Origin of the sequence: Streptomyces sp. NPDC092369 (assembly GCF_044755245.1) — a bacterium.
Taxonomy (GTDB): domain Bacteria; phylum Actinomycetota; class Actinomycetes; order Streptomycetales; family Streptomycetaceae; genus Streptomyces.
Genome location: NZ_JBIVQP010000008.1, coordinates 71085 through 92654, shown reverse-complemented (window position 1 = coordinate 92654; position 21570 = coordinate 71085). Strand labels below are relative to the sequence as shown.

General features: G+C 70.3%; 21 protein-coding genes. 7 read left to right on the top strand and 14 right to left on the bottom strand.

Features of this window, described 5'->3' with window-relative positions:
- The first annotated feature begins 6 nt into the window (after nt 1-6).
- The 6 genes from ACIQI8_RS38425 (at nt 7) to ACIQI8_RS38400 (ending at nt 5061) form a co-directional block, all read left to right on the top strand.
- The gene (locus ACIQI8_RS38425) at nt 7-726 is read left to right on the top strand and encodes a TetR/AcrR family transcriptional regulator (protein ID WP_402361599.1); all 720 of its coding nucleotides are present in this window, start codon (nt 7-9) and stop codon (nt 724-726) included.
- A 213-nt stretch (nt 727-939) separates the two neighbouring features.
- Entirely contained in the window at nt 940-1905 is a 966-nt protein-coding gene (locus ACIQI8_RS38420; RefSeq protein WP_402361596.1) for an ABC transporter substrate-binding protein, read from the top strand.
- Nucleotides 1902-2675, top strand: coding sequence for an ABC transporter permease (locus ACIQI8_RS38415; protein ID WP_402361593.1), 774 nt, complete (start codon nt 1902-1904; stop codon nt 2673-2675). Before ACIQI8_RS38420 ends, ACIQI8_RS38415 begins: the two co-directional genes overlap by 4 nt.
- Nucleotides 2639-3448 (top strand): ABC transporter permease, encoded by an 810-nt coding sequence (locus ACIQI8_RS38410; RefSeq protein ID WP_402361590.1) that lies wholly within the window; start codon nt 2639-2641, stop codon nt 3446-3448. Before ACIQI8_RS38415 ends, ACIQI8_RS38410 begins: the two co-directional genes overlap by 37 nt.
- A gap of 24 nt (nt 3449-3472) precedes the next feature.
- Nucleotides 3473-4300 (top strand): ABC transporter ATP-binding protein, encoded by an 828-nt coding sequence (locus tag ACIQI8_RS38405; RefSeq protein WP_402361587.1) that lies wholly within the window; start codon nt 3473-3475, stop codon nt 4298-4300.
- Between the two features lie 74 nt (nt 4301-4374).
- Nucleotides 4375-5061 (top strand): response regulator, encoded by a 687-nt coding sequence (locus tag ACIQI8_RS38400; RefSeq protein ID WP_402361584.1) that lies wholly within the window; start codon nt 4375-4377, stop codon nt 5059-5061.
- A gap of 32 nt (nt 5062-5093) precedes the next feature.
- Here the strand turns inward: ACIQI8_RS38400 and ACIQI8_RS38395 are convergent, their stop codons facing one another.
- Nucleotides 5094-6263, bottom strand: a complete 1170-nt coding sequence (locus ACIQI8_RS38395) for a sensor histidine kinase (protein ID WP_402361581.1) — start codon at nt 6261-6263, stop codon at nt 5094-5096.
- Between the two features lie 275 nt (nt 6264-6538).
- On the opposite strand from ACIQI8_RS38395, the gene ACIQI8_RS38390 reads away from it, so the two are divergent.
- Complete coding sequence (locus tag ACIQI8_RS38390; protein ID WP_402361578.1) at nt 6539-8077, top strand: subtype B tannase; 1539 nt, start codon at nt 6539-6541, stop codon at nt 8075-8077.
- Nucleotides 8078-8142: 65 nt separating this feature from the next.
- Here the strand turns inward: ACIQI8_RS38390 and ACIQI8_RS38385 are convergent, their stop codons facing one another.
- From ACIQI8_RS38385 to ACIQI8_RS38325, 13 genes are all read right to left on the bottom strand, one after another.
- A complete protein-coding gene (locus ACIQI8_RS38385; RefSeq protein WP_402361575.1) occupies nt 8143-9123 on the bottom strand; it encodes a DNA polymerase thumb domain-containing protein in 981 nt (326 codons plus the stop codon).
- A gap of 5 nt (nt 9124-9128) precedes the next feature.
- Nucleotides 9129-12596: a DNA polymerase III subunit alpha gene (locus ACIQI8_RS38380; protein WP_402361572.1), complete on the bottom strand. Its 3468-nt coding sequence runs from the start codon at nt 12594-12596 to the stop codon at nt 9129-9131.
- A 220-nt stretch (nt 12597-12816) separates the two neighbouring features.
- Nucleotides 12817-12984 (bottom strand): hypothetical protein, encoded by a 168-nt coding sequence (locus ACIQI8_RS38375; RefSeq protein WP_402361569.1) that lies wholly within the window; start codon nt 12982-12984, stop codon nt 12817-12819.
- 26 nt (nt 12985-13010) lie between these two features.
- Nucleotides 13011-14138, bottom strand: a complete 1128-nt coding sequence (locus tag ACIQI8_RS38370; protein WP_402361566.1) for a hypothetical protein — start codon at nt 14136-14138, stop codon at nt 13011-13013.
- Entirely contained in the window at nt 14138-15139 is a 1002-nt protein-coding gene (locus ACIQI8_RS38365) for a hypothetical protein (RefSeq protein WP_402361563.1), read from the bottom strand. Before ACIQI8_RS38365 ends, ACIQI8_RS38370 begins: the two co-directional genes overlap by 1 nt.
- Nucleotides 15140-15167: 28 nt before the next feature.
- Nucleotides 15168-16256 carry a hypothetical protein gene (locus ACIQI8_RS38360; protein WP_402361561.1) on the bottom strand — a complete coding sequence of 363 codons (1089 nt, stop codon included), beginning with the start codon at nt 16254-16256 and terminating at the stop codon, nt 15168-15170.
- A 110-nt stretch (nt 16257-16366) separates the two neighbouring features.
- The gene (locus tag ACIQI8_RS38355; protein WP_402361558.1) at nt 16367-17224 is read right to left on the bottom strand and encodes a phage distal tail protein; all 858 of its coding nucleotides are present in this window, start codon (nt 17222-17224) and stop codon (nt 16367-16369) included.
- Entirely contained in the window at nt 17221-18420 is a 1200-nt protein-coding gene (locus ACIQI8_RS38350; protein ID WP_402361556.1) for a hypothetical protein, read from the bottom strand. Before ACIQI8_RS38350 ends, ACIQI8_RS38355 begins: the two co-directional genes overlap by 4 nt.
- Before the next feature lie 51 nt (nt 18421-18471).
- Nucleotides 18472-19308, bottom strand: coding sequence for a hypothetical protein (locus tag ACIQI8_RS38345; protein WP_402361553.1), 837 nt, complete (start codon nt 19306-19308; stop codon nt 18472-18474).
- 426 nt (nt 19309-19734) lie between these two features.
- On the bottom strand, nt 19735-20025 hold the full coding sequence (locus ACIQI8_RS38340) for a hypothetical protein (RefSeq protein ID WP_124002523.1): 291 nt from the start codon (nt 20023-20025) through the stop codon (nt 19735-19737).
- 78 nt (nt 20026-20103) lie between these two features.
- Entirely contained in the window at nt 20104-20679 is a 576-nt protein-coding gene (locus ACIQI8_RS38335; protein WP_402361550.1) for a phage tail protein, read from the bottom strand.
- A 162-nt stretch (nt 20680-20841) separates the two neighbouring features.
- Nucleotides 20842-21249, bottom strand: coding sequence for a hypothetical protein (locus ACIQI8_RS38330; protein ID WP_402361547.1), 408 nt, complete (start codon nt 21247-21249; stop codon nt 20842-20844).
- Nucleotides 21246-21428, bottom strand: a complete 183-nt coding sequence (locus tag ACIQI8_RS38325; protein ID WP_402361544.1) for a hypothetical protein — start codon at nt 21426-21428, stop codon at nt 21246-21248. The genes ACIQI8_RS38330 and ACIQI8_RS38325 overlap by 4 nt, the downstream gene beginning before the upstream one ends.
- Between the last annotated feature and the right edge of the window lie 142 nt (nt 21429-21570).

Below are 21570 nucleotides of genomic sequence, written 5' to 3'. Positions count from 1 at the left end.
CCTCGCATGGCGGTACCCCCCGCGTCCGGCGAGACCGGCGGCTTGGGCGGGGCACGTTCGCCCAGACCGCGGCGCGACCGCGAGCTGAACCGCCGCAAGCTCCTGACCGCCGCGCGGGAGGTGTTCCGCGATCACGGCCTGAAGGCCACCCTGGACGACGTCGCCCGCCATGCCGGGCTCGGCGTGGCGACGGCGTACCGCCACTTCCCCAACAAGCAGGCCCTGATCGACGAGCTGGTCGACGACATGTTCGCGCGCGTCGAGGAAGCCACCCGGGAAGGCGCCGAGGACCCCGACACCTGGCGCGGGCTGACGGTCAGCCTGGAGCGCGTGGCCGAACTGCAGGCGCTCGACCGCGGTCTGCGCGAGGTCGTGCTGCACAGCGACCGTACGGTGCCGGCGGGGCTGCGGCACCAGCGGCAGATCAGGCGGAACGTCGATCTCGTGGTCGAGCGGGCGAAGGAGCAGGGCGTTCTGCGCGCGGACGCGGAGCCCTGGGACCTGGTAGTGATCCAGCAGATGCTGGCCGCGGTGACCGAGCACAGCGGGCAGCCGGAGCTGTGGCGGCGCTATCTGCGGCTGCTGCTGGACGGGCTGCGCGCCGGTCCCGAGCACCCGCAGCCGCTGCCCGGCGCGGACTACGGCCGGCACTTCGACGTGCCGGGACCGAACCGGATCGACCCTCCGCCGCCGGGAACGGACGTCCCGGGCCCACCGCGCGCCTGAGAAGAGCTCCCCGGTCCCGGCCTCGATCCGGGCTCCTCGGTACGGCGCCGGCCGTACCCCTCCCCCGTCGTACGGCAGTCGTCGTACGGGCCATTGACGGTGCCCGGGGGATGTGCGGGTGATCCGCGGACGACACCTTTGGCACGTCGGCGAACCGCACCGAAATGTTCCGGCCGGTTCGCGCGCAATGAGATGTGACCCGGAGGTCAGACCATGCAACGCCTATTCGTCGGCATCGCCGCCGCCTCACTTCTGCTCGCGGCCACCGCCTGTGGATCGTCCGGGGATTCCGGCGACTCCGCGGCGGGGAGCGGGGGCACCACCAAGGTCAAGGTCGGGGTCATCCCGATCGTCGACGTGGCCCCCATCTATCTCGGCCAGAAGCAGGGGATCTACAAGAAGTACGGGCTCGATGTCTCGATGACCACGGCGCAGGGCGGCTCGGCCATCGTGCCGGGCGTGGTCAGCGGCCAGTTCCAGTTCGGATTCAGCAACACGACCTCGCTGATGGTCGCGCAGAGCAACGGCATCCAGGTGAAGGCGGTCTCCAACGGGGTGGCGACCACCGGCGCGGACGGCAAGGACTACGGCGCGCTGGTCGTCAAGAAGGGCAGTTCCCTCAAGTCCGCGAAGGACCTGGAGGGGAAGACGGTCGCCGTCAACACGCTGAAGAACATCCTCGACACCTCGGTCCGCGAGTCCGTGCGCAAGGCCGGCGGCGACCCGGCGAAGGTGAAGTTCGTGGAGCTGGCCTTCGACCAGATGCCCGCCGCCCTGGAGAAGGGCCAAGTGGACGCCGCGATGGCGGTCGAGCCCGCGCTGACGACCATCCTGAACCAGGGAGGCGTGGAGATCGCCTCGCCCTATGTGGACGTGGCCAAGGACCTCACCGTCGCCATGTACTTCACCTCGCAGACGTACGCGACGAAGAACCCCGACGTGGTGAAGAAGTTCCAGCAGGCCACCACGGAGGCGCTGACCTACGCCGACAGCCATCCCGACGAGGTCCGCGACATCGTCGCCACCTACACGCAGATCCCGTCCTCCGTCCTGTCGAAGGTGACGCTGCCGAAGTGGCCCGCGGACATCAGCCGGTCCTCGGTGGAGACCCTGGAGAAACTCGGCGAGCAGGACGGCCTGTTCAAGACCGCCCCGGACCTCGACGAGCTGCTGCCGTGAGGAATCAGAACATCGCACTCGGAGCCGCGGGACTCGCGGCCTTCCTCGCCCTCGGCGAGGCCGTGCCGCGCCTTGGCCTGGTCAGCGCGGACTACTTCCCGCCGTCGAGCAGGATCGCCGGCGCACTGGGCGACGAACTCGGCGACGGCGCCTTCTGGTCGGCGCTCGGCGACACCCTGACCGGCTGGATGATCGGCCTGGGCATCGCCTCGGCCGCGGCCGTCCTGTGCGGTCTGCTCATCACGGTCGTACCGTTTCTGCGCCGCGCGACGGCGTCGACGATCGAGTTCCTGCGCCCCATCCCGTCCGTGGCCCTGATCCCGCTGGCCGTGCTGCTCTACGGCAGCGAACTGCGCTCGGTGCTCCTGCTGGTGGTGTACGCGGCGTTCTGGCAGGTGCTGGTCCAGGTGCTGTACGGCGTCCAGGACGTGGACCCCGTCGCCGACGAGACGGCACGGTCGTACGGTCTGGGGACCTGGGCGCGCATCCGGCACGTGATGTGGCCGACGGCCCTGCCCTATGTCATGACCGGCGTCCGGCTCGCCGCCGCGGTCGCCCTGGTGCTCGCCATCACGGCCGAACTGGTCATCGGCGCACCGGGACTCGGCTCGCTGATCGCGGTCGCCCAGGCCTCGCAGGCAGTTCCCGAGATGTACGCGCTGGTCACGGTGACCGGAGTCCTGGGGCTGCTGATCAACCTGGGAGCCCGGGCGGTGGAGCGGCGGGCGCTGGCATGGCACCAGTCCGTACGCGGGGAGGCCGTGCTGTGAGGGCGCTGACACGGCAGGTGCTGTTCGCGGTCGGTCTGCCCGCGGCGCTCCTTGGGCTGTGGTGGGTCGCGTCGGACGGGAGCACGGACCCGTTCTGGCCGCCGTTGCGCACGATCTTCCGGACCTTCCCCTCGGTGTGGACCGGCGAACGCCTGCGCACGGACCTGGTGCCCAGTGTGCTGCGCCTGGCCGGCGGGTACGCGCTCGCGGGTGTCGTGGGCGTCGGCCTCGGCACCCTCATCGGCTCCCACCGCGGGGTGCGGGCCTTCTGCGAGCCCGTGCTGGAGTTCCTGCGGGCGGTGCCGCCTCCTGTGCTGGTGCCGGTGATCATGCTGTTCGCGGGCATCGGCGACACGATGAAGATCGTGGTGATCGCGAGCGGCTGCGTCTGGCCGGTCCTCCTCAACACGGTCGAGGGCGTGCGCGCGGTCGACTCGGTGATGCTGGAGACGGCGCGTTCGTACCACATCCGCGGTACCGGGCGGCTGCGTCATCTGGTGCTGCCCGCGGCGAGTCCGCAGATCGTCGCCGGTCTGCGCCAGGCCCTCTCCGTCGGCATCATCCTCATGGTCATCAGCGAGATGTTCGCGGCGAACAACGGCATCGGCTTCACCGTCGTCCAGTTCCAACGCAGCTTCGCCATCCCCGACATGTGGACCGGAATCCTGCTCCTGGGCCTGCTCGGCTTCCTGCTCTCCGTTGCCTTCCAGTTCGCCGAGCGGCGAGTGCTCGGCTGGTACCACGGCCTGCGCGCCTCCACCCGGCGGTCGTGAATGAACATTCCGAAAGGGCGAACCATGCTCGACGTACGCGGTCTCGGGAAGACCTACCAGGGGTCAGGCCGGCGGGTGGAGGCGGTCCGCGACCTCACCTTCACGGTGAAGGCCGGTGAACTCGTCTGCCTTGTCGGCCCGTCGGGCTGCGGCAAGACGACCCTGCTGAAGTGCATGGGCGGACTGCTCACCCCGACATCGGGACAGGTGCTCCTCGCCGACGTGGAGGTGACCGGACCGCCGCCCGGCATGGCGATCGTCTTCCAGGAGTACGGGCGCAGCCTCTTCCCCTGGATGAGGGTCGCCGCCAACGTCGAACTCCCCCTGAAGGAGAAGGGGTTGCCGAAGGCGAAACGCCGGGAGCTGGTCACCGACGCCCTGCGGTCGGTGGGCCTGCCGGACGCCGCCGACGCCTATCCCTGGCAGTTGTCCGGGGGCATGCAGCAACGGGTGGCGATCGCACGGGCGTTGGCCTACGAGCCCCAAGTCCTGCTGATGGACGAGCCGTTCGCGGCGGTCGACGCGCAGACCCGCGCCGACCTGGAGGACCTGGTGCGGGCGCTGTGGCAGGAGCGCGGGATCACCGTCCTGTTCGTCACGCACGACATCGACGAGGCGGTCTACCTCGGGGAACGGGTGATCGTCCTGTCCGCCTCACCGACCGTCGTACAGGACGAGCTGCGCATCGACCTGCCCGACGAACGGGACCAACTGCACACGCGGGTCGCTCCTCGCTTCACCGAACTGCGGACCCATGTCTACGAGCAGATCCAGGCGGCGAAGCGGGCCGCCCGGGCGGACGCGGCCACGCCGCCGGCCGCACCGGACGCGGGCGAGCGCCCGGCCGACTGAGCCGGGCGGCCGGCCCACCGGATCGCGGCCCCCGTAACGGAGACGCAATCTCCGTTTTGCCGTAGGGTGGCGGTATGAAGGACGCCGCGATCCGGGTCGTCATCGCCGACGATCAAGCTCTGTTGCGGGGCGGGTTCCGCATTCTGATCGACTCCGCCGACGATCTGGAGGTGGTGGGCGAGGCCGAGACCGGCCTGGAGGCCATCGAGATCGTCCGGCGCACCACGCCCGATGTCGTGCTGATGGACATCCGCATGCCGGAGCTGGACGGTCTCGCGGCCACGCGGGAGATCGCCTCGGATCCGGACCTGGACGGCGTCCGCATCGTGATCCTCACCACCTACGAGGTGGACGAGTACGTCCTGCAGGCCCTGCGGGCCGGGGCGTGCGGCTTCCTGGGGAAGGGGATGCGCCCCGCTGAGCTGCCGGAGGCCATCCGGGTCGCGGCGCGCGGCGAGGCCCTGCTGTCGGCCAAAGCCACCGAGGCCCTGATCAGGAGGTACCTCGCGCTGCCCGACGGACCGCCGCCCGCCCTGGCCGGGGAACTGTCCGAACTCACCGACCGGGAGCGGGAGATCGTGGCGCTGGTGGCGGAGGGACTGTCCAACGAGGCGATCGCCGACCACCTGTACATCTCCCGCCAGACCGTCCGCACCCATGTGCACCGCGCCATGGCCAAACTCGGCGCCCGGGACCGGGCGCAGCTCGTGGTGATCGCCTACCGCGCGGGGCTCGTGCGTCCGGCGGCTGCCGGGCGCTAGCCGGAGCCATCAACGCCGGCCGGCACCGGCGTTCACGGCTTCATGGGAAGCGCGGGCAGGAACGCGTCCACGCTGAACTCCTCGCGGCCCTCCACGATGTCGAGACGGCCGCCGACGGAAGCGGCCCGCTCGCGCAGACCCAGCAGGCCACGACCGGTACCCCCGGAGGAATGCCGCCGGTCCTCGGTGTCGGTCACCGGGTTGACCACCGAGATCCGCAGCCGGTGCGCGGCGAAGGACAGGCGGACCCTCGCGGTCCGGGGTGTGGCGTATCTGAACGCGTTGGTCAGCGACTCCTGGACGATGCGGTAGCCGGCCATGCCGACGGCCGGAGTGAGGCTGAAGGCCATGTCGCCGCGCTGCAGTTCGACCGCCAGGCCTGCGGCCCGGAAGCCGTCGAGGAGGTCGTCGAGCCGGTCGAAGCTGGGCATGGGCTCCGGCGGGGGCGAGTCACCGTCGGGCTGGCGCAGGACGGTCAGCATGGTGCCGAGTTCCGCGAGCGTGCTGCCGCTCGCCGTGATGACGTGCTCGATCGCCGCCTCGGCCGCGTCGGGCTCCCGGCGCAGCAGATGGGCGGCCACTCCGGCCTGGAAGTTGATCACCGTGATGCTGTGGGCCACGATGTCGTGCAGGTCGCGGGCGAGCCGCAGGCGCTCCTCGGCCACCCGTCGGCGCGCCTCCACCTCCCGGGTCCGTTCGGCGCGCAGGGCGCGGTCCTTGATGGCCTGGATGTAGGCGCGGCGGTTCCTGGTGGCATCGCCGATGGCGGTGACCGCGCCGAGCACGGTGATCAGCGCGAGGTTGCCCGAGTCGAGGAAGTGCCGTCCCGTCACAAGCAGCGTGAAGACCTGGACCACGATCGCGGTGATCGTGCCGGTGATCAACGCACGGGTGCGCGGGGCCGCCACCGCCGCGGAATAGAGGGCCACCAGACAGCAGACCATTCCCGGACCCGGTTCCCTCATCCACAGGAGAGCCACAAGAAAGACGGCCGTCGTCGCCGCGAGTACGGCCAACGGCATACTCCGTCGCACGATCAGCGGCCCGGCCGAGAACAGGGCGAGCAGCGTCGCGGGCAATACCGGAGCGCCCTTTCCGAGAAATCCGGGAAAAATGAGGGCAGCACAGCCGACGGCGAGCAACCCGTCGACGAGGAACGGGTTGCCGGCCGCCCGGCTCCGCATCACGTCCAGCGCGTTCACGCCGTTCACGGTACGCGCCGCGGCATCCGGGCGTCCGGTCCCCGCCGCGCGCTACGCAGACCCGCGTATGCCGCGCGGCACGGTACGGCGGTCGCCGTATGCGCGAGAGACGGTATCCAGGGGATGTGCGAACCGGTATTCGGAAGGCAGGCTGCGACCGCAATTGCCTGATATCGACGCGGCGTCACTCCCCTTCTCGCCGCTGTCAAAAAGGCACATCGAACCCGCACTCCGACAAAGGTGATGATGTGAAGCGCCGAATATTCCTTTCCGGCATGGCAGCCACCGCAGCGGGAGCGACCACCGCCCTGTACTACGGCGGAAAACAGGGCGCGGCGGCGTCGACCGGATCCACGCTGACCTTCCCCAAGGACTCGTACACCACCCGGACCAGGACGATCACGACGGCCGACGGTGCCGAGAAGAGCGTCACCTACCGGTTCTGGGAGAACATCGTCTACGTCGCCAATCCCGTGGACCCGACCTACCAGTGCCTCAACGTCCAGCAGCCGGTCGAGATCGACGGGCGGGCCGTCGACGCCTCCCACGCCCCGATCTTCTTCTCCATCCCGCTCGGCGGTTTCCTCTCCGGCACGCCCGCCGGCCGCACCAACCCCGGCGGCGGCTCCAGCCCGTCCCCGAGCGACAGCTCCTCGGCCGACCCCGGCGCCACCCCGACCGCCTCGCCCACGACCAGGCCGCCGCTGCCGCCCGGGGCGGGCGACCAGGGCGACAACTCGGCACTGGCCCTCGCGGCCGGCTACGTCGTGGTCACCTCGGGCGCGCGCGGACGCGAGAACGTCAAGGACGGCAAGTACTACGGCAAGGCTCCCGCCGCCCTCGTCGACCTGAAGGCGGCCCTGCGGTACGTCCACCGGAACAAGGGCGTGCTGCCCGGCAACCCCGACAGGATCATCACCAACGGCGGCAGCGCCGGCGGCAACTTCTCCTCGATGATGGGCGCTTCGGTCGGCAGCCCGCTGTTCGACTCCTACCTCCGGGAGCTCGGCGCGGCCGAGGCGAGCGACGCGGTGTTCGCCTCCGCCGTCTTCTGCCCGATCATCGACCTCGGCAACGCCGACAAGGCCTACGAGTGGATGTACGGCTCGGCCAGGCTGAACGGCGAGCTGGTCGACCAGACGGCCTCGAAGCAACTGACCGCGCAGTTCGCGGAGTACCAGGCCTCGCTGGGCCTGCGCGGTGTGGGCCGGTTCGGCCGGGTGACGGCCGCCAACTACGACCGGTACCTGCTGGACACCTACGTACAACCGGCCGCGACCAGCCATCTGCGGGCCCTCTCCGAGGCCGACCGGACGGCCTACCTGACCGCCAACCCCTTCATCAAGTGGTCCGACGACAAGGCGACGTTCTCCTGGGACGGCTACATCGCGCACATCGCGCGGTCCCGTCCGGTGCCCGCCTTCGACGACAAGGCCATGGCGCAGCCGGAGCCGGGCTACTTCGGCGACGAGACCCACGTCTCCCGGCACTTCACCACCTTCGGCCTGCGGTACGCGACCGGTGACAAGAGCGCCACGGTCGACCGCGACATCCCGCACAAGGTCAAGCTGACCAACCCGATGACCTACCTGGAGGAGCGCAACCCGCGCCGGGCGAGGCACTGGTGGCTGCGGATCGGCACCAGCGACACCACGCACTCCCTGACCGCGATCACCAACCTCGCCCTCAAGACCCAGAACCTCGGCGACGACGTCAGCCTCAAGATGTACTGGGACGGCGGTCACGGCGCCAACGAGGACCCGGGCGACCTGATCAAGTGGATGGGCCAGATCACCGGCTACTCGATCGGGTAACACCGCTTCGAACTCTGGCCGTACGCCCATGAGTTGACGATCCGCCCGGTTCCGGGCGCGGACGGTCAGTTCGCCAGGGCGGCCGGGCGTACGGCCTCTGGCCCGAAGCGTCGGCGGGCCCGGTCCGCCGCCGCTTCGGCGGCGCGGGCGCGGTCGGCGGCGGGGTCGAGGGAGAGCTGACGGTAGGCGTCGGCGGCCGGCAGCAGGGCATCGGCGCGGAGCGCGAAGGCCCGGACCCGTGCCCGCTGCAGCCCCAGGGAGGTCAACAGGCCCAGGGCGGTGGCGGTGAGGGCGGGTGAGTGGTCGGTGGGTTCGGGCAGGGCGCGGGTGCGGGTGGTGGAGGTGCGGTCGGCGTAGCGCACCGTAAGAGTGAGCCGGCCGGTGATCTGCCGTTCTGTGCGCAGGCGTTGACCGATCTGCTCGGCAAGTCCCAGGACGGCCCGGTGGTGTTGGTCCGGGTCGAGACAGTCCCGGTCCAGCACGAGGTCGGCGGCCAGGTGCGCCGCCGGTTCCGCGGGGACGATCGGGCGGGGGTCGTGGCCACGGGCGCGCTGGGTCAACAGCCGGGCCTGGCTTGCGCCGAGGAGGCGTTGCAGGGTCGCCGAGGGCAGGTCGGTGAGCTGGCCGATGGTGTGCAGTCCGTATCGGTGCAGCGTGGCCGCGATGGTGCGGCCGATCCCGGGCAGCGCGGTGACCGGCCGGGGGTACAGCCAGTCGGCGACCCGCTCGGCGGGGACCCAGGTGGTCTCGCCGGGCGCGGACGTATCAGCCGCCATGGCCGCCAGCATGCGGTTGCCCGCGAGCCCGGCGCTGCTGTCGATGTCGTAGAAGGCCTTCAGCCTCATCCTCACCATCTGGACCGCGTTGTAGGCAGACATGTCGAAGTACCGAAGCGCCGAAGTCAGGTCCACCTGAAGGGCGTTGGGCGGGATGGCCTGGACGTGAGGCGTAATACCGGACACCAGTTCGATTACGTCGTCGTACTGGGCCTCGGTCAGCGCGGTGTGGAGGTGAAAGTGGGCGATATGCCGCTGACGTGTACTCATCCCGTTCATCCCGCACTCCCCGGACTGCGGTGGCCGAACTTCTTCAGGTCGGCCGAGCGGGTGCCGGCGGGCTGGAGGTCGGCGTACGGGTGCAGGCGGGCGCCGGCGGTGCCGTCGGTCAGGGTGCGCTGCGGCTGGGCGGGGGTGGGGTGCGGGCGACTCTCGCCGAGGAGGGCGAGTGCGGCCTCGGGACCGTTGTCCCGGCGGGCCGCCGCGATCTCGTCCAGGTCCCAGGCCATGGAACCGACGACGGTACGACGGGTGCCGCGCACCTGGACCGTGCCACGGACGAGGAGCAGCCCACTGTGGAAGACCGTGTACGCGCAGGCAGGATGGGAGTCCTCGAAGAAGGCGAGGTCGACCAGGCCCGAGCCGTCCTCCAGGGTGACGAAGATGATCCGCTTGCCGCTCGCGATCGGCGGGGTCTGCGTGGAGGCCCGCACCCCGGCGACCAACACCTGCTGCCCCGCACGCAGTCCGGCCAGGTGTGCCGCGTCCGTCGCGCCGATCTCCCGCAGCAGCCGGTGGTGATGCTCCATCAGATGCCTGGAGACATCGATGCCGAGCGTGTCCAACTCGGCACTCAACGCCTCACGTCCGGTCATCTCCGGTAGACCGCTCGGCTCCGCTCCCCCAACAGCGCCCGTTTCTATGGGCAGTTGCCCCGAATCCGCGGTCCGGTTGCGGGACTGGCGGTGCAACTCGGCGATCTGCAGCAGGAGATCGCGTCGGGTGAGACGGCCGTCGTGCAGGCCGGTGAACGCGCCGATCTCCGCGAGGCGTTCGGCGGTCGGTCGGCTGGGGCGGGCCCGCTGCCAGAAGTCCGACAGCGACCCGTACGGCTGTCCCTCCTCGATCCGCGCGCACTCCTCCTCGCCGATGCCGTGCACCCCGGACAGCGCGAGCCGCACGCCCCACTCCTCCTGCTCGGTCATCTCCACGACGTGCTTCACCTTCGAACGGTTGATGTCGACGGGCAGGACCCGCACCCCACGCCGACGGGCGTCGGAGACCAGGACCCGCTTGGGCCACATCCCGGGGTCGTGTTCGAGCAACCCCGCCAGCAGGAACGCCGGATGGTGCGCCTTGAGCCAGGCGCTCTGCAACGCCGGTACGGCGAAGGCGACCGCGTGCGCCCGGCAGAAGCCGTACGCCCCGAAGGCCTCAATGGTCTTCCAGACCTCGTCCCGGACGGCCGCGCTGTAGCCACGCACACGTGCCTTCTGATGGAACCACTCCTTGATCCTGGGCAGTTGGTCCTTGTCGCCGAGCGCTCGTCGGGTGAACTCCCCGAAGGCACGGTCGCAGCCGGTCAGCACGCGCAGCGTCTCGATGATCTGCTCGTGCCAGATGGTCACGCCGTAGGTGTCGGCGAGCACGGGTTCGAGGTCCGGGTGCGCGTAGTCCGGCCTGCCGCCGTGACGGGCCGCGATGTACCGCTCGGGCATGCCCCCGGCGACCGGCCCCGGACGGAAGAGGCTGATGTCGGCGATGACGTCCTGCACGTCACGGGGTTGGAGGCGGGAGAGCAGGTCCTGCTGTCCCGGCGACTCCAACTGGAACAGGCCCAGCGTCTGGCTCTCCTGGATGAGCTTGAACGCGAACACGTCGTCCAGCGGCACCTGTTGGGGATTGTCGAGGTCGACACGGTCGCCGGTGGCGCGTTCGATCTCGGTGACGGCGTGGGCCATCGCGGACTGCATCCGGACGCCCAGGACGTCGAGTTTGATGTTGCCCAGCGCCTCGATCTCCTCCTTCGCTGCCATGGCCATGGGGTAGTCGCCCTGCGGGGTCGGCTGCACGGGTAGCCGGTCCAGGAGGGTCGCGTCGCTGATGACCACACCGCAGGGGTGCATCGCCATGCCGTGGACCAGCGAGTCGAGCCCCTCGGCCAGCTCCCACAGCGGCCCGAACCGGTCCATCTCGCCTACCAGTTGGCGTAGTTCGGGCAGTTCGGCGAGCGCGTTCGTGATGTCGGAGGCGCGCAGGTGCGGGAAGCTCTTGGCGATCCGGTCGACGTCGGCCGGGGCGATCCCCAGCGCGAGGCCGGTGTCGCGCAGCGCCCTGCGCGCCCGGTAGGTCTCGGGCATCGCGGTGACCGCCACCCGCTCCTTCCCGAAGCGCTCGAAGATCGTGTCGTAGCACTCCAGTCGGCGGGCGGACTCCACGTCGATGTCGATGTCGGGCAGCGATTCCCGGCGGCTGCTCAGGAATCGTTCGAACAACAGGTTGTGGTCGAGCGGGTTGGCGGTGGCGATGTCCAGCGCGTGGCAGACCATCGACCCGGCGCCGGAACCGCGGGCGGCGACCCGGATGCCCTTGGCCCGGATGTCGGCGACGACCTGGGCGACGGCGAGGAAGTACGCGTCGTAGTTCCAGTGGGAGATGACGGTGAGTTCCTCCTCCAGCCGGGCGAGTGCCGCCGGGTCGCGGTCGAGGCCTCGTCGGGCCAGGCCCTCTTCGCACCGCAGCCGCAGCAGCCGGGCCGCACCGCCCGCCCTCAGCGCGGCGTTCGCTTCCGGCCCGGTCCCGAACAGCGACGGTTCCGGGAAGTGCCGCCTGCCGAGGCCGAGGTCCGCGGGGTCCACGACACACGCCTCCGCCGTGTCCGCGGTGTCCGCCATCAGCCGACGGGCCCGTCGTACGTCCGCTCCGGCGCACTCGGCGATCATCCGTGCCACGACCGTCATCTCCCTCTCGTCCTTGAGCCAGCGCTGCCCGCTGTCCAGCCGGCGCCGGTCGATCGGCCGCAGCAGCCGGGCCGCGTCCAGGACGTCGGCGAGGCGGTGCTGGCCGGGCTCGGCGTAGCGGACGGCGTTGGAGAGCACGGCGGTCGTCCCGGTGCGGTCGGCCAGGGCCAGGGTGCGGGCGGCCAGGCGCAGGGAGCCCGGACCCATGCCGAAACGTTTCTGCGCGACCGTTTCCAGTCGGACCTCCCTCCCGAAGACCTCCTTCCAGGGCGCCAGCAGCTTCATCGCGACGTCCTCCCGGCCCACCGACAGCGCCCGCACCGGCTCCGAGAGCGGGCCCAGCAGCACGGTCAGGCCGGGGCCGCCGTACTCGCGCAGCGCCTCCCACGGCACCACCGGCGGCGTACCGGACAAGGCGCCGACATGGGCGGCCGACGTGATGCGGCACAGCCGGGCCCAGCCCTCCCGGTTCCGCGCGAGCAGCACGAAGCGGAGCGGTGGCTCCACGACATGCGCGCCACCGTGTGCCGGGGTGCGGCGGCGTTGGGCGGGCGGCGGGGGCGCCAGGGCCTCGACCGCGAGGTCGATGCCGAAGAGCGGCCGGACCTTCTCCTTGGCGCAGGCCTGCGCGAACCGGACGGCACCGGTGACCGTGTCCCGGTCGGTGAGTGCGAGGGTGCCCATGCCGCGGCTTGCCGCCCGGCCGGCGAGCTGCTCGGGGTGGGACGCGCCGTAGCGGGCGGAGTAACCGGACGCGACGTGCACGTGGGCGAAGCCCGCCATGCCGCACCTCCATCACTCCACCCCTTTTCAGCCATACGCCCGATATCTCCGTCGCACGTCCGTTCGATTACTCTAGCCCCATCAGCACCGGTCAGCGACCCGGAGCGGACAAACATTCGATTTATTAGCGAGACGGCGACGACCGAAAACAGGACTGCCCCGCCATCTCCTTGGCAGGGCAGAGCAGTTGAGGGGACAGTGACGGAAAGCGTCGAGAGAACTACTTTTCGTCACGCTCCGGAGCCTGTTCGGATTCATCGGAGCCAGGAGCGACCGTCTCCGCGGTCGCACCGCTCGTCGCGCGCTGCGCTGTCTCCAGGGCGTGCAGCCGGCGCTTGATGTCACGGAGTTCGGTGAGGAGGGTGTCGGGGCGGTTGATCCTGGTCATGGCGTACTCCTGGGTCGGCTTCGGGGTCAGGGGATGTTCGTGGCGGGTGTCACCGTCAGCTGGACCTGCTCCTCGCCCGCGTCGCCGCCCGGGGTGACCTCGATCCCGGTGATCCGTACGTCGAAGTGGGTGCCCTCGGGGAAGAACACGTCCTTGATGACGACGGTGGCGTCGTCGCCGACCTGGTAGGAGCCCAGTACGGGTTCCAGGTCGGCGCGGACGGTCAGCTCGGGCAGGACGACGGGGGTCGAGACGGCGGCGAGGGCCGAACGGGCCTGGGAACGCAGGAGGTTGACGTCGGTGAGGTTGACGTAGGAGACCTCGGTCTCGGTGAGGGGACGTCCGGTGGTGCGGTCCTCGGCGACCGCGACGAGCTGGCCGCTCTCGCCCTGCTCGCCGAGGGCGAAGACGCGGCTCGCGGTGGAGGCGCCGTCGACCGGCCAGGCGTAGCCGATGAGGTTGGCGCCGTACTCCCACACGTGCGGGGTGCCCTGCTGGCCGAGGTGGGGCGTGCCGACGCGGAGTCTGCGGACGGGGCGGCCGTCGGTGCCGTACGCCATGTCGAAGAGGAAGTCGGGGCCGTCCTCCAGGCTGGCCAGTTCGCGCAGCGCCTCGCCGGTGCTCTTGAGGCCGGCGCCGGGGTAGTCGAGGGTGCGGGTGATGCCGGAGCGGGCCGTGGACTCGGGGCGTACCCGGATGTCGCCGCCGGCGTGGGCCTGCGCGACGGCGACCAGGGTGCGGGCGATGTCGGACTGGTCGACGTCGGTGAAGGAGACGTCGACGGCGGCCAGGTCGGTGGTGTTCGGGTCGAAGTCGGCGGGCAGCACCCGGCGATGGTCGAAGTAGGACAGGAAGCCCGCCGCCCCGAGCTCCACGTGCTGGTCGGCGGAGGTGTACTTGGCCGTCCAGATCACCCCGCCCCAGACGAGCACGCCGTCGCGTTCGACGTAGAGGGCGGCCCGCCCGGGCTCGGTGAGTTCGCGGGGACGGTGGACGGTCACCCGGGGGTCGCCGAGGGGCAACCGGGCGCGGAACTCACCGGCTTCGTTCAGCTCGGTGCTGAACGTGACGTCGTACAAAGGGAGTTCGTCGGTGATGGCGCCGGTGGCGAGGTCGGCGGTGTAGTAGGTGTAGCGGGTCGGGCGGGTGGTCACTAGCCCACCAGCCAGCTGGTGTTGAGGTAGACGAGCTGGTTGGCCGGCAGCGGGGTGTCCTGGGGGAACACCGCTACGGAACCGTCGGTGCGGACGATGAGTTCGAGGCCTCGTACCACTCCGCCCAGCACGGTGTACCAGTGGTGCCCCATCGACGGGCGGCAGCCGACAGGGACGTTGATGACGGTGATCCCGTTGCCCGCGACGGCGACGGAGGTGCGGATGGCACCGCGCATGTGGACCAGCGAGCCGATCCGGCGGACGGCCGGAGTCTCGTTGTTGTAGATGGACCAGTTGGGGAGGAGGCCCAGCGGGACCCAGCCCGTGTCGTCGTTGAGAGCCCGCCAGCCCGCCGAACTGTCGTACCACTCCAAGTGGTTGGCGTCCCAGCGGTGGATGTACATACCGCTGTACGGATACGTCGGACGGCCGGCCTCGCCCCAGACCCGCAGGATGCCGCCGGCACCGGTGGTCCACACGCGCAGGTCGTCGATGTCGCCGGCGCCGATCGACGTGGCGTTCTTGGCGATCCTGAGCCGGGCGAGCGGGATGAAGTCGCCGGTGACCGCGGGGTCGGTGGGGGTGGCGGCGGCCGTTCCCTTGACCAGCTCGACGGTCATCGCGGTGGTGGTGTCGCCGTACTGCGTGTCGCGCTGCCGGGCGATGATCAGGTCGTTGCGCGGGTTGGCGGAGTCGGCGGGGTTCGTGCCGAGTGCGTCGAGGGTCTTCTGCTGGTCGAGCGTGACGAGGTAGGCGCCGGTCGCGGTGGCCCTGGTCCCCTGGATCACGCCCTGGAAGGGGCTGACGGTGACCTTGCCGGACACGGTGGCGGTGGGCTGGACCCGGCCGGGGTCGGCGGTGGCGGGCCGGATGCCGGTGCGGGCCTGGACCGGGCTCGCCCCGGGCGCGGCGAGCACGCCGGTGGCGAGCCGGGCGTCCTCCGCGTCGACGACGCCGCCGGAGATCCAGCCCGAGTCGCGTTCTGGGGTGGGCGTGCTCATGAGGATGCCTCTTCCGCTGGTCGGGGTGTCACGGGACGGGGAACGCCATCACCCGCAGGCCGGTGTAGTGCGCGGCGGGCGAGAACACGAGCGCGGTACCGGTCGTCATCCCGCCGCCCCGGGCGACGTACTGCGTCAGCACCAGCGGCGTCGCCGCGGGCAGCAGCCGGTGGCCCTGGGCGACGCTGGTGGTGATCCCCGTGGGGCCGCCGTGGAAGCAGGCGAGGGACACCGGCGGCCCGTCCTGCACGCGCACCACGTGGTCCCAGCGCTCGTTGGCGCCCGAGGTCTGCGCGGTCAACTGCCCGGTGACCAGGAGCATTCGGGGGTACGGCGCCGCCGGCACCGTCACCTGGTTGAAGGTGTACCCGATGGCCCCCGCCGAACCGGTGGTCAGCGGCCAGCCCGGGTCGGCCGGGCCGAAGAGCTCCACCGCCCCCGTGGCCGCGGGTCGCCATGCCGTGCCGGCGCGGACCATGTCGAGTCCGGTCTCCAGGTCGTACACCCGCTGCCCGGAGTAGCCGTCGGCCGGCAGGGACTCCTGGGTCTGGAGGGGAAGCACACCGCCGGCGGCGACGGTGTACGTCCGCAGGTCCTTGATGTCCGCCGGAGTGATCGCCCCCGCGCCTGCCCGGACGGTGATCTCGGCGAGCGGCAGCCAGTCGTCGGTCAGGGTGGGCGCGACCGGTGTGACCGCGGGGTTCCCGGCGACGATCCGCACGAGCATGCCGTCGCTCTCGTCGCCGTACTGCCGGTCCTTCTGCTGGGCCACGACGAGGGCGATACGCGGGTTGGACGAGTGGGCCGGGGCCGCGGTGAGCACGTCGAGGGTCTTCTGCCGGGCGAGCGTGATCAGATACGCGCCCGCGGCGGAGCTACGGGTGCCCTGGATGACGCCCTGGAAGGGCTGCACCGTCACATTGCGCGAGGGGGTCGAGGTCGCCTCGACGTTGCCGGGGCTGCCGGGTCCCGGTTTGATTCCGGTGCGGGCGGCGATCGGGTTGCCGGGGTTCGCGGACGCCGCGGCGAGCACGCCGGTGGCGAGGCGGGCGTCCTCGGCGTCCACGACGCCGCCGGAGAGCCATCCGGAGTCGCGCTCGAACTCAGGGTCAGCCATGCGGGGCGTTCCTTCTGTCTCTTGAACTACGGATCTACGGAGGAGGAGGTTGGATTCTGAGCCGGGTCGGGCTCTTGAGCGGGTCGGGCTCTTGAGCTGCGCGGGACGGGTCAGAGCCAGGCGTCCCGCCATTCGGCGGTCAGCCGGGCGGCCGGGGCGTAGTCGCGGGCGCGGAAGAGGACGGGCGTGGCACCCGGCCGGAGCGGGAACCAGTCCGAGCCGGGCCGCAGGGTGGAGCGGCGGGAGGCCGTGCCCTGCAGCAGGACCGAGCGCGCGTCGGTGTCGATGAGCAGGAACTCGCCTTCCTGGAGGGTGAGTTCGAAGGCGAGTTCGTCGCCGGTCGCGGTGTTGGTGATCACCGGCTGGACGCAGGGCCCGGCGATCCGCCAGATGGGCCAGGTGGGGGCGGTGCCCGCGTTCTGCAGCAGCAGCCGGCCGCCGGAGGAGCCGGAGCCGAAGTTCAGCGGGAAGGAGAGCGGGAAGCTGACACCGCCGCTGGAGGAGGGCAGCGGACAGGTGCTCGCGTTCAGCCCGTACGAGTACCGCAGCGGGTCCGGCGCGGTCATGGTCAGGGAGAACTCGAAGCCCGACTTGCGGTCGACGATCTTCGTCTCGGCGGAGAGGCGGACCAACGCCCTTCGGGTGCGGTGCGGTTCGGTGACGACGAGCGGCAACAGCGTGCCGCCGTCGGCGAGTACGGCGGCCAGCCGGTCCTTCGCCGCCTCCCGCACCGCGCGTTCGGGGGTGACGGCGGTGCCTTCCAGGGTGATCACGCGCGGGCCCCGGTAGGAGGGGGCGTCGAACGCGCCGTGCCGCTCGGGGCGGTCGATCAGGGTGAGCCGGACGGGTGGGGTGGCGGCCCAGCCCTGCTCGCTGGTGACCCACCATTCGACGCCGGTGTCGTCGACGGTGTTCCCGGCCCAGCCGTCCACCTCGAACACCGGCTGCTGGAGCTGCTGTCCGGTCATCGCTTGGCCGCCCAGGCGAGTTCGCGGGCGGTGATCCGGCCGATCTCGTACTCGGACTGGCCGGGCCGGGGATGGACGTTGACGGTGACCGGCGCGGACGCGGTGGTGCCGGCGCGGATCGCCGACCGGGCGCCCGCGGCTCCGGCGAGGCTGTAGCCGGGGCCGATGACACTGCGCGCGGTGGCGGTGGCGAGCCGTCCCGCGGCGCCCGCTACGCGGTTGCCGGTCTGCTCCATGCCCAGGGCGAGGCCTTCGCCGATGTCACCGCCGAAGCCCATCATCACCTTCGACGGCGAGGAGATGCCGAGGATGCTGCGGATGGGGCCGGGGATGTGGTCGATGATGAAGTTCTTGATGGTGTTGAGCAGGGCCGAGGCCTTGTTCTTGATGCCGTTGATCAGGCCGTTGATGAGGTCACCGCCCAACTCCCTCAGTTTTCCGGGAAGTTCGGCGAAGAAACCGACGATCTTGCCGGGCACCTCGCGCAGGAAATTGACGACGCCGTTCCATTTGTCGACGATCCAGTCCCGGACCGCGCCGACGGCCTCCTTGATCCGGTCCCAGTGCTTCACGATCGCCAGTACGGCGATGCCCACCGGGCCGGTCAGAATGGCCACCAGCAACGGCCAGTTGGCCTTCAGCCAGTTGACCACGTTCTTGCCGGCGTCGATCAGCCAGTTGATCGCGACCGACGCGGCTTTCATGACCGTGCCCACCACCTGCCCGATGACCTTGAACGCCGCCTGCATGACGGCCTGCACGGTCTTGGACTGCATCGCCATGTCGATGAGCTTGGTGATGAGCGGCATGATGAGGGAGAGGATCGCGCCCAGGATGTTGGCCTTCATCGCGGTGTTCAGGCCGCGTTGGGCGGTGGTCGCGGTCTTCAGTCCCTGACTGAACCGGCTGAAGAGGCCGCCGCCGGATGCCGCGCTGCGGCCCGCCCGCTGGACGTCGGCGGAGGCCCGCACGGCGGCGGTCCGCATCTGGTTGAGGCCGGTGCTCGCCTGTGTGGCCGAGGTGCGCAGCCGGCCGGTGGCCGTGCTCGACTGGGTCGCCGCGTTCGTGAGCCGGTCGACCGAACTCGTGGCGCCGGTGACCGCGGTCCGCATGCGCGTGACGGCACCGCCGGTGTTGGTGGCGGCGGACCTCATCTGGTTCAGCGCCCGGGTGACCGATACGAGTGACGTCTGCATGGTGGATTGGCTCCGTCGGTTTCGCCGTTGGGGTCGGTGTCGTGCGGGTCGCTATTGACGCAGGGTCCGTTCAAGGGAGTTGATGCCGTCGCGCAGCCCGTCGATGGACCGCCTCGCGCTCTTGGCGCTGCCCTCCAGCTCCCGGACCTTCTGCATGCCGTCCTTGACCTCACGGTCCAGGGAGCGCACTTTCCTGACAGTGTTCTTGAGGTCGTTGTCGGCCTCTCTCGCCTTGACGAGTACCTGTCTGCGCAGGTCTCTGATCTGCCGCAGGGCGTTCTTGCCGCTCTGCTCCGCCGAGTGGGCCACCCGGTTGGCGGTCCTGACGCCGGCTCGCACGACGGCGACCTGCTCGCGCACCCGTTGGTCGCCGGCGCTCGCGGTGCGTCGGACGTCCCTGGCGGTGGCGGTGATGCGGTCCTGGACCGCGCTGATCGCCGACCTGATGTTCCGGTCGGTCCGTGCCAAGTCCGCGAAGCGGCCGTCGATCACCCGGTCCCGGATCCTCTGCTCACGGTCCTCCACGATCTTGTTGAGGTCGAACACGGCCTTCTCGTGTTTGAACAGGCTGTACTCGAACTGTCCTCCGGCGAGACCGACCTGGAGGCCGGTGGCCTCGACCTTGCCGCCGACCGCCTCGGCCTTGCCGCCCACGGTCTCGGTCTTGGCCGCGATGTTCTCGTGGTCGTAGTGCTGGGCCTCCTGCTGCGCCTTCCAGGAAGTGATCTCGGTCTGGACGGCGTTCTTGAACTCCGCCGGAATGCTGGAGGCAGCGGCGAGCTGCTGCTTGAACCGGGCTGCGAACAGAGCCGGTGTCCCGCCGGGGTTGTCCTCCAGCTTCCGGACCCTGGCGTTCAGCTGCTCGACCAGTTCCTTGATGTCGCTCAACTGCCGCTTCCTCTCATCTCGGCGAGCTCAGGAAGGCCACGATCTCCGCCGCCGACGCCCCCTGCTCGACAGCCGGCGGACTCTCCTGCTCGGAGACCTCGGCCGCGCCACCCCCCGGCCTCGGCACCGGCTCCGGATAAGGTGCCGGCTCCGTGTCCTCATCGCGGTTGACCGTGGCGAACATCCAGTTGGCGACGGCCAGTTGGTCGATGACCGCGGCCAGCAGGTGGTCGGTGATCGTCCAGTCCGCCTGTTCGCCGTGGACCGCTCGGGCGAAGGACGAGTCGGCCGGCAGGTGTTCGGTCAGGACGCGCAGGCGGCGGGAGGAGAGACGGCCCCGGTGCCAGTCGAGGAGGTCGACGCCGTAGTGGCGGAGCAGGTCCGCCTCCAGGGCCTCGGCATGCTCGTCGACCAGCGCGCCGAGGCTCAGCCTTCCCCCAGCGTCATCCCCGTCTCGCTGCCGTACGCCTCCAGGATCGCGGAGACGTCCTGGACGCTGACGTCGTACTTGCAGAACCGCTCGAACTGCTCGGGTCCGAGGAGCAGCGCGAGCAGCCCGTCGATGTCGTTGTCCTCCAGCGTGGCGATCTGCTTGGCGATGCTGCGCGGGAACTCGGTGGGCAGGTGGAAGACATCCGTGTCCACCTCGAACTCCCAGTCCTTGCCGAGGGTTTCGAGGCGCTGGGCGCGGGCGGCGTTGACGTTGAAACGGGCCATGAGGGGTCGGACTCCTTGCGGGACGGATCAGCGGACGGGTCAACAGGCGTGCGAGGGAACGGAGTCGGGACCGCGGAGTCAGGCCGCGCTGAAGCTCGGGTCCTTCATCAGGAAGATCGCCAGCGGGGCACCGTCCACCGTGGCCAGCGCGGTGAACGTGACGCCGAGCTTCACCGGGGCCGTACGGACGAGGGAGATCTCCTCCGTCTCGGTCACCTGGCCGCGGGCGATGATCATGCGGTACCTGACCTCGTCCCCGTCGGTGAACTCCAGCCCGAGCATGCGCTCGTCGAACTTCGGCTCGGCCGCCAGCTCGTACTTGTAGAGCCCCGACCCGGTCGCCGTCTCCTTCACCTTCCCGCCACCGAAGAAGAACGGCAGGGTGTCCTCGTTGAGTTGGAGGAGCTGGAACTTGAAGCTGAGGTCGCGGTCGGAGTAGACGAACCTCGCCGAGCTGACGCTCTGCCAGGTGTCGACGGGGTCCAGCTTGTCCTTCTTGGAGATCTTGACCCCGTCGGTGGTGGTGTACCCGAGATCGCTCCAACCGGCGCCCCAGGCCGCGGCGGTGTCGGCGGGCGGGGTGGTGGCGAGCGGGGCGATGAGAACCCGGCCGCTGCCCGCGACCCGGATCTCCTTGGCGTTCATTCCGGCCATCACTGCTCCTTGATGGGAGTGGGACATGACGTGCTACGGACTTGGTGCGCAGGTACTGCGGAGGCACTGCGGGAGGTACGGCGAAGGTGGTGCGGGCGATGCGCGGGGCATCGGGTGGGACGAAGACGCCTGCCCGCACCGGGACCGCGTCAGGGTCGGCCGTCAGGCCGGGCGGACCACCAACCGGGTCGTCGAGACATAGCGGTTGGCGGTGGCGTGCCGGTAGTCGGGCAGCCAGCGCGGGCCGTCCTCCTCGACGACGTCCACCACGGTCGCCTCGCCGTACACCGCTCCCCGGAGTTGCAGCATCAGGGCGCGGGCGATCAGGGAGACGGTGTGGGCCGCGGGCTTGGACGGCCCGTAGACCTCCAGGTCGACCAGCGGATTGTCCAGGCGGGGATCCTCCGCCCAGGCCCCGCCGACCCGGGAGACCAGCACGGCGCGCTGCGAGCCGTCGAAGCCGGACGGCGGCTGGACGTCCACGACGACACCCGCCAACTCGCTGCGGTCCTTGAGGAGATCGACGACCAGCTGCTCCACGTCAGGGAAGGTGACGTACGGCTCGCTCATCCCCGGGACTCCGCCTCGGCCTCCGGTTCGCCCTCGGACCCGGACTCGGATTCAGGCTCGGACTCCGGTGCGGGGTGCGCGATCACCCCGAGGACTCCGCGCGCGGTCGGGTCGTCCACCTCGACGACATCGCCGGGCTCGTGCCCGTTCCACCAATAGGTCAACTGGATCTTCTGCACAGCACTCCCCCGTTGCTCGGCTGTACGGCTTCCCGGGGAGGTCTGGTGAAAGCGACTTGATGAATGGTCAACTTCATCCGCTGTCACGCGAGTTGACGCCCCCGAGGTTTCAAATGTAACCAGCGCCCCAAGAGCAGCGTGA

Bases quoted from the DNA above. Each gene is read 5' to 3' on its own strand.
- ACIQI8_RS38375 (WP_402361569.1), bottom strand. From the start codon at position 12,984: ATGACCAGGATCAACCGCCCCGACACCCTCCTCACCGAACTCCGTGAC.
- ACIQI8_RS38335 (WP_402361550.1), bottom strand. From the start codon at position 20,679: ATGGCCGGAATGAACGCCAAGGAGATCCGGGTCGCGGGCAGCGGCCGG.
- ACIQI8_RS38360 (WP_402361561.1), bottom strand. From the start codon at position 16,256: ATGGCTGACCCTGAGTTCGAGCGCGACTCCGGATGGCTCTCCGGCGGC.
- ACIQI8_RS38405 (WP_402361587.1), top strand. From the start codon at position 3,473: ATGCTCGACGTACGCGGTCTCGGGAAGACCTACCAGGGGTCAGGCCGG.
- ACIQI8_RS38385 (WP_402361575.1), bottom strand. From the start codon at position 9,123: ATGAGTACACGTCAGCGGCATATCGCCCACTTTCACCTCCACACCGCG.
- ACIQI8_RS38400 (WP_402361584.1), top strand. From the start codon at position 4,375: ATGAAGGACGCCGCGATCCGGGTCGTCATCGCCGACGATCAAGCTCTG.
- ACIQI8_RS38390 (WP_402361578.1), top strand. From the start codon at position 6,539: ATGGCAGCCACCGCAGCGGGAGCGACCACCGCCCTGTACTACGGCGGA.
- ACIQI8_RS38340 (WP_124002523.1), bottom strand. From the start codon at position 20,025: ATGGCCCGTTTCAACGTCAACGCCGCCCGCGCCCAGCGCCTCGAAACC.
- ACIQI8_RS38420 (WP_402361596.1), top strand. From the start codon at position 940: ATGCAACGCCTATTCGTCGGCATCGCCGCCGCCTCACTTCTGCTCGCG.
- ACIQI8_RS38410 (WP_402361590.1), top strand. From the start codon at position 2,639: ATGGCACCAGTCCGTACGCGGGGAGGCCGTGCTGTGAGGGCGCTGACA.
- ACIQI8_RS38380 (WP_402361572.1), bottom strand. From the start codon at position 12,596: ATGGCGGGCTTCGCCCACGTGCACGTCGCGTCCGGTTACTCCGCCCGC.
- ACIQI8_RS38425 (WP_402361599.1), top strand. From the start codon at position 7: ATGGCGGTACCCCCCGCGTCCGGCGAGACCGGCGGCTTGGGCGGGGCA.
- ACIQI8_RS38350 (WP_402361556.1), bottom strand. From the start codon at position 18,420: ATGCAGACGTCACTCGTATCGGTCACCCGGGCGCTGAACCAGATGAGG.
- ACIQI8_RS38355 (WP_402361558.1), bottom strand. From the start codon at position 17,224: ATGACCGGACAGCAGCTCCAGCAGCCGGTGTTCGAGGTGGACGGCTGG.
- ACIQI8_RS38330 (WP_402361547.1), bottom strand. From the start codon at position 21,249: ATGAGCGAGCCGTACGTCACCTTCCCTGACGTGGAGCAGCTGGTCGTC.
- ACIQI8_RS38365 (WP_402361563.1), bottom strand. From the start codon at position 15,139: ATGAGCACGCCCACCCCAGAACGCGACTCGGGCTGGATCTCCGGCGGC.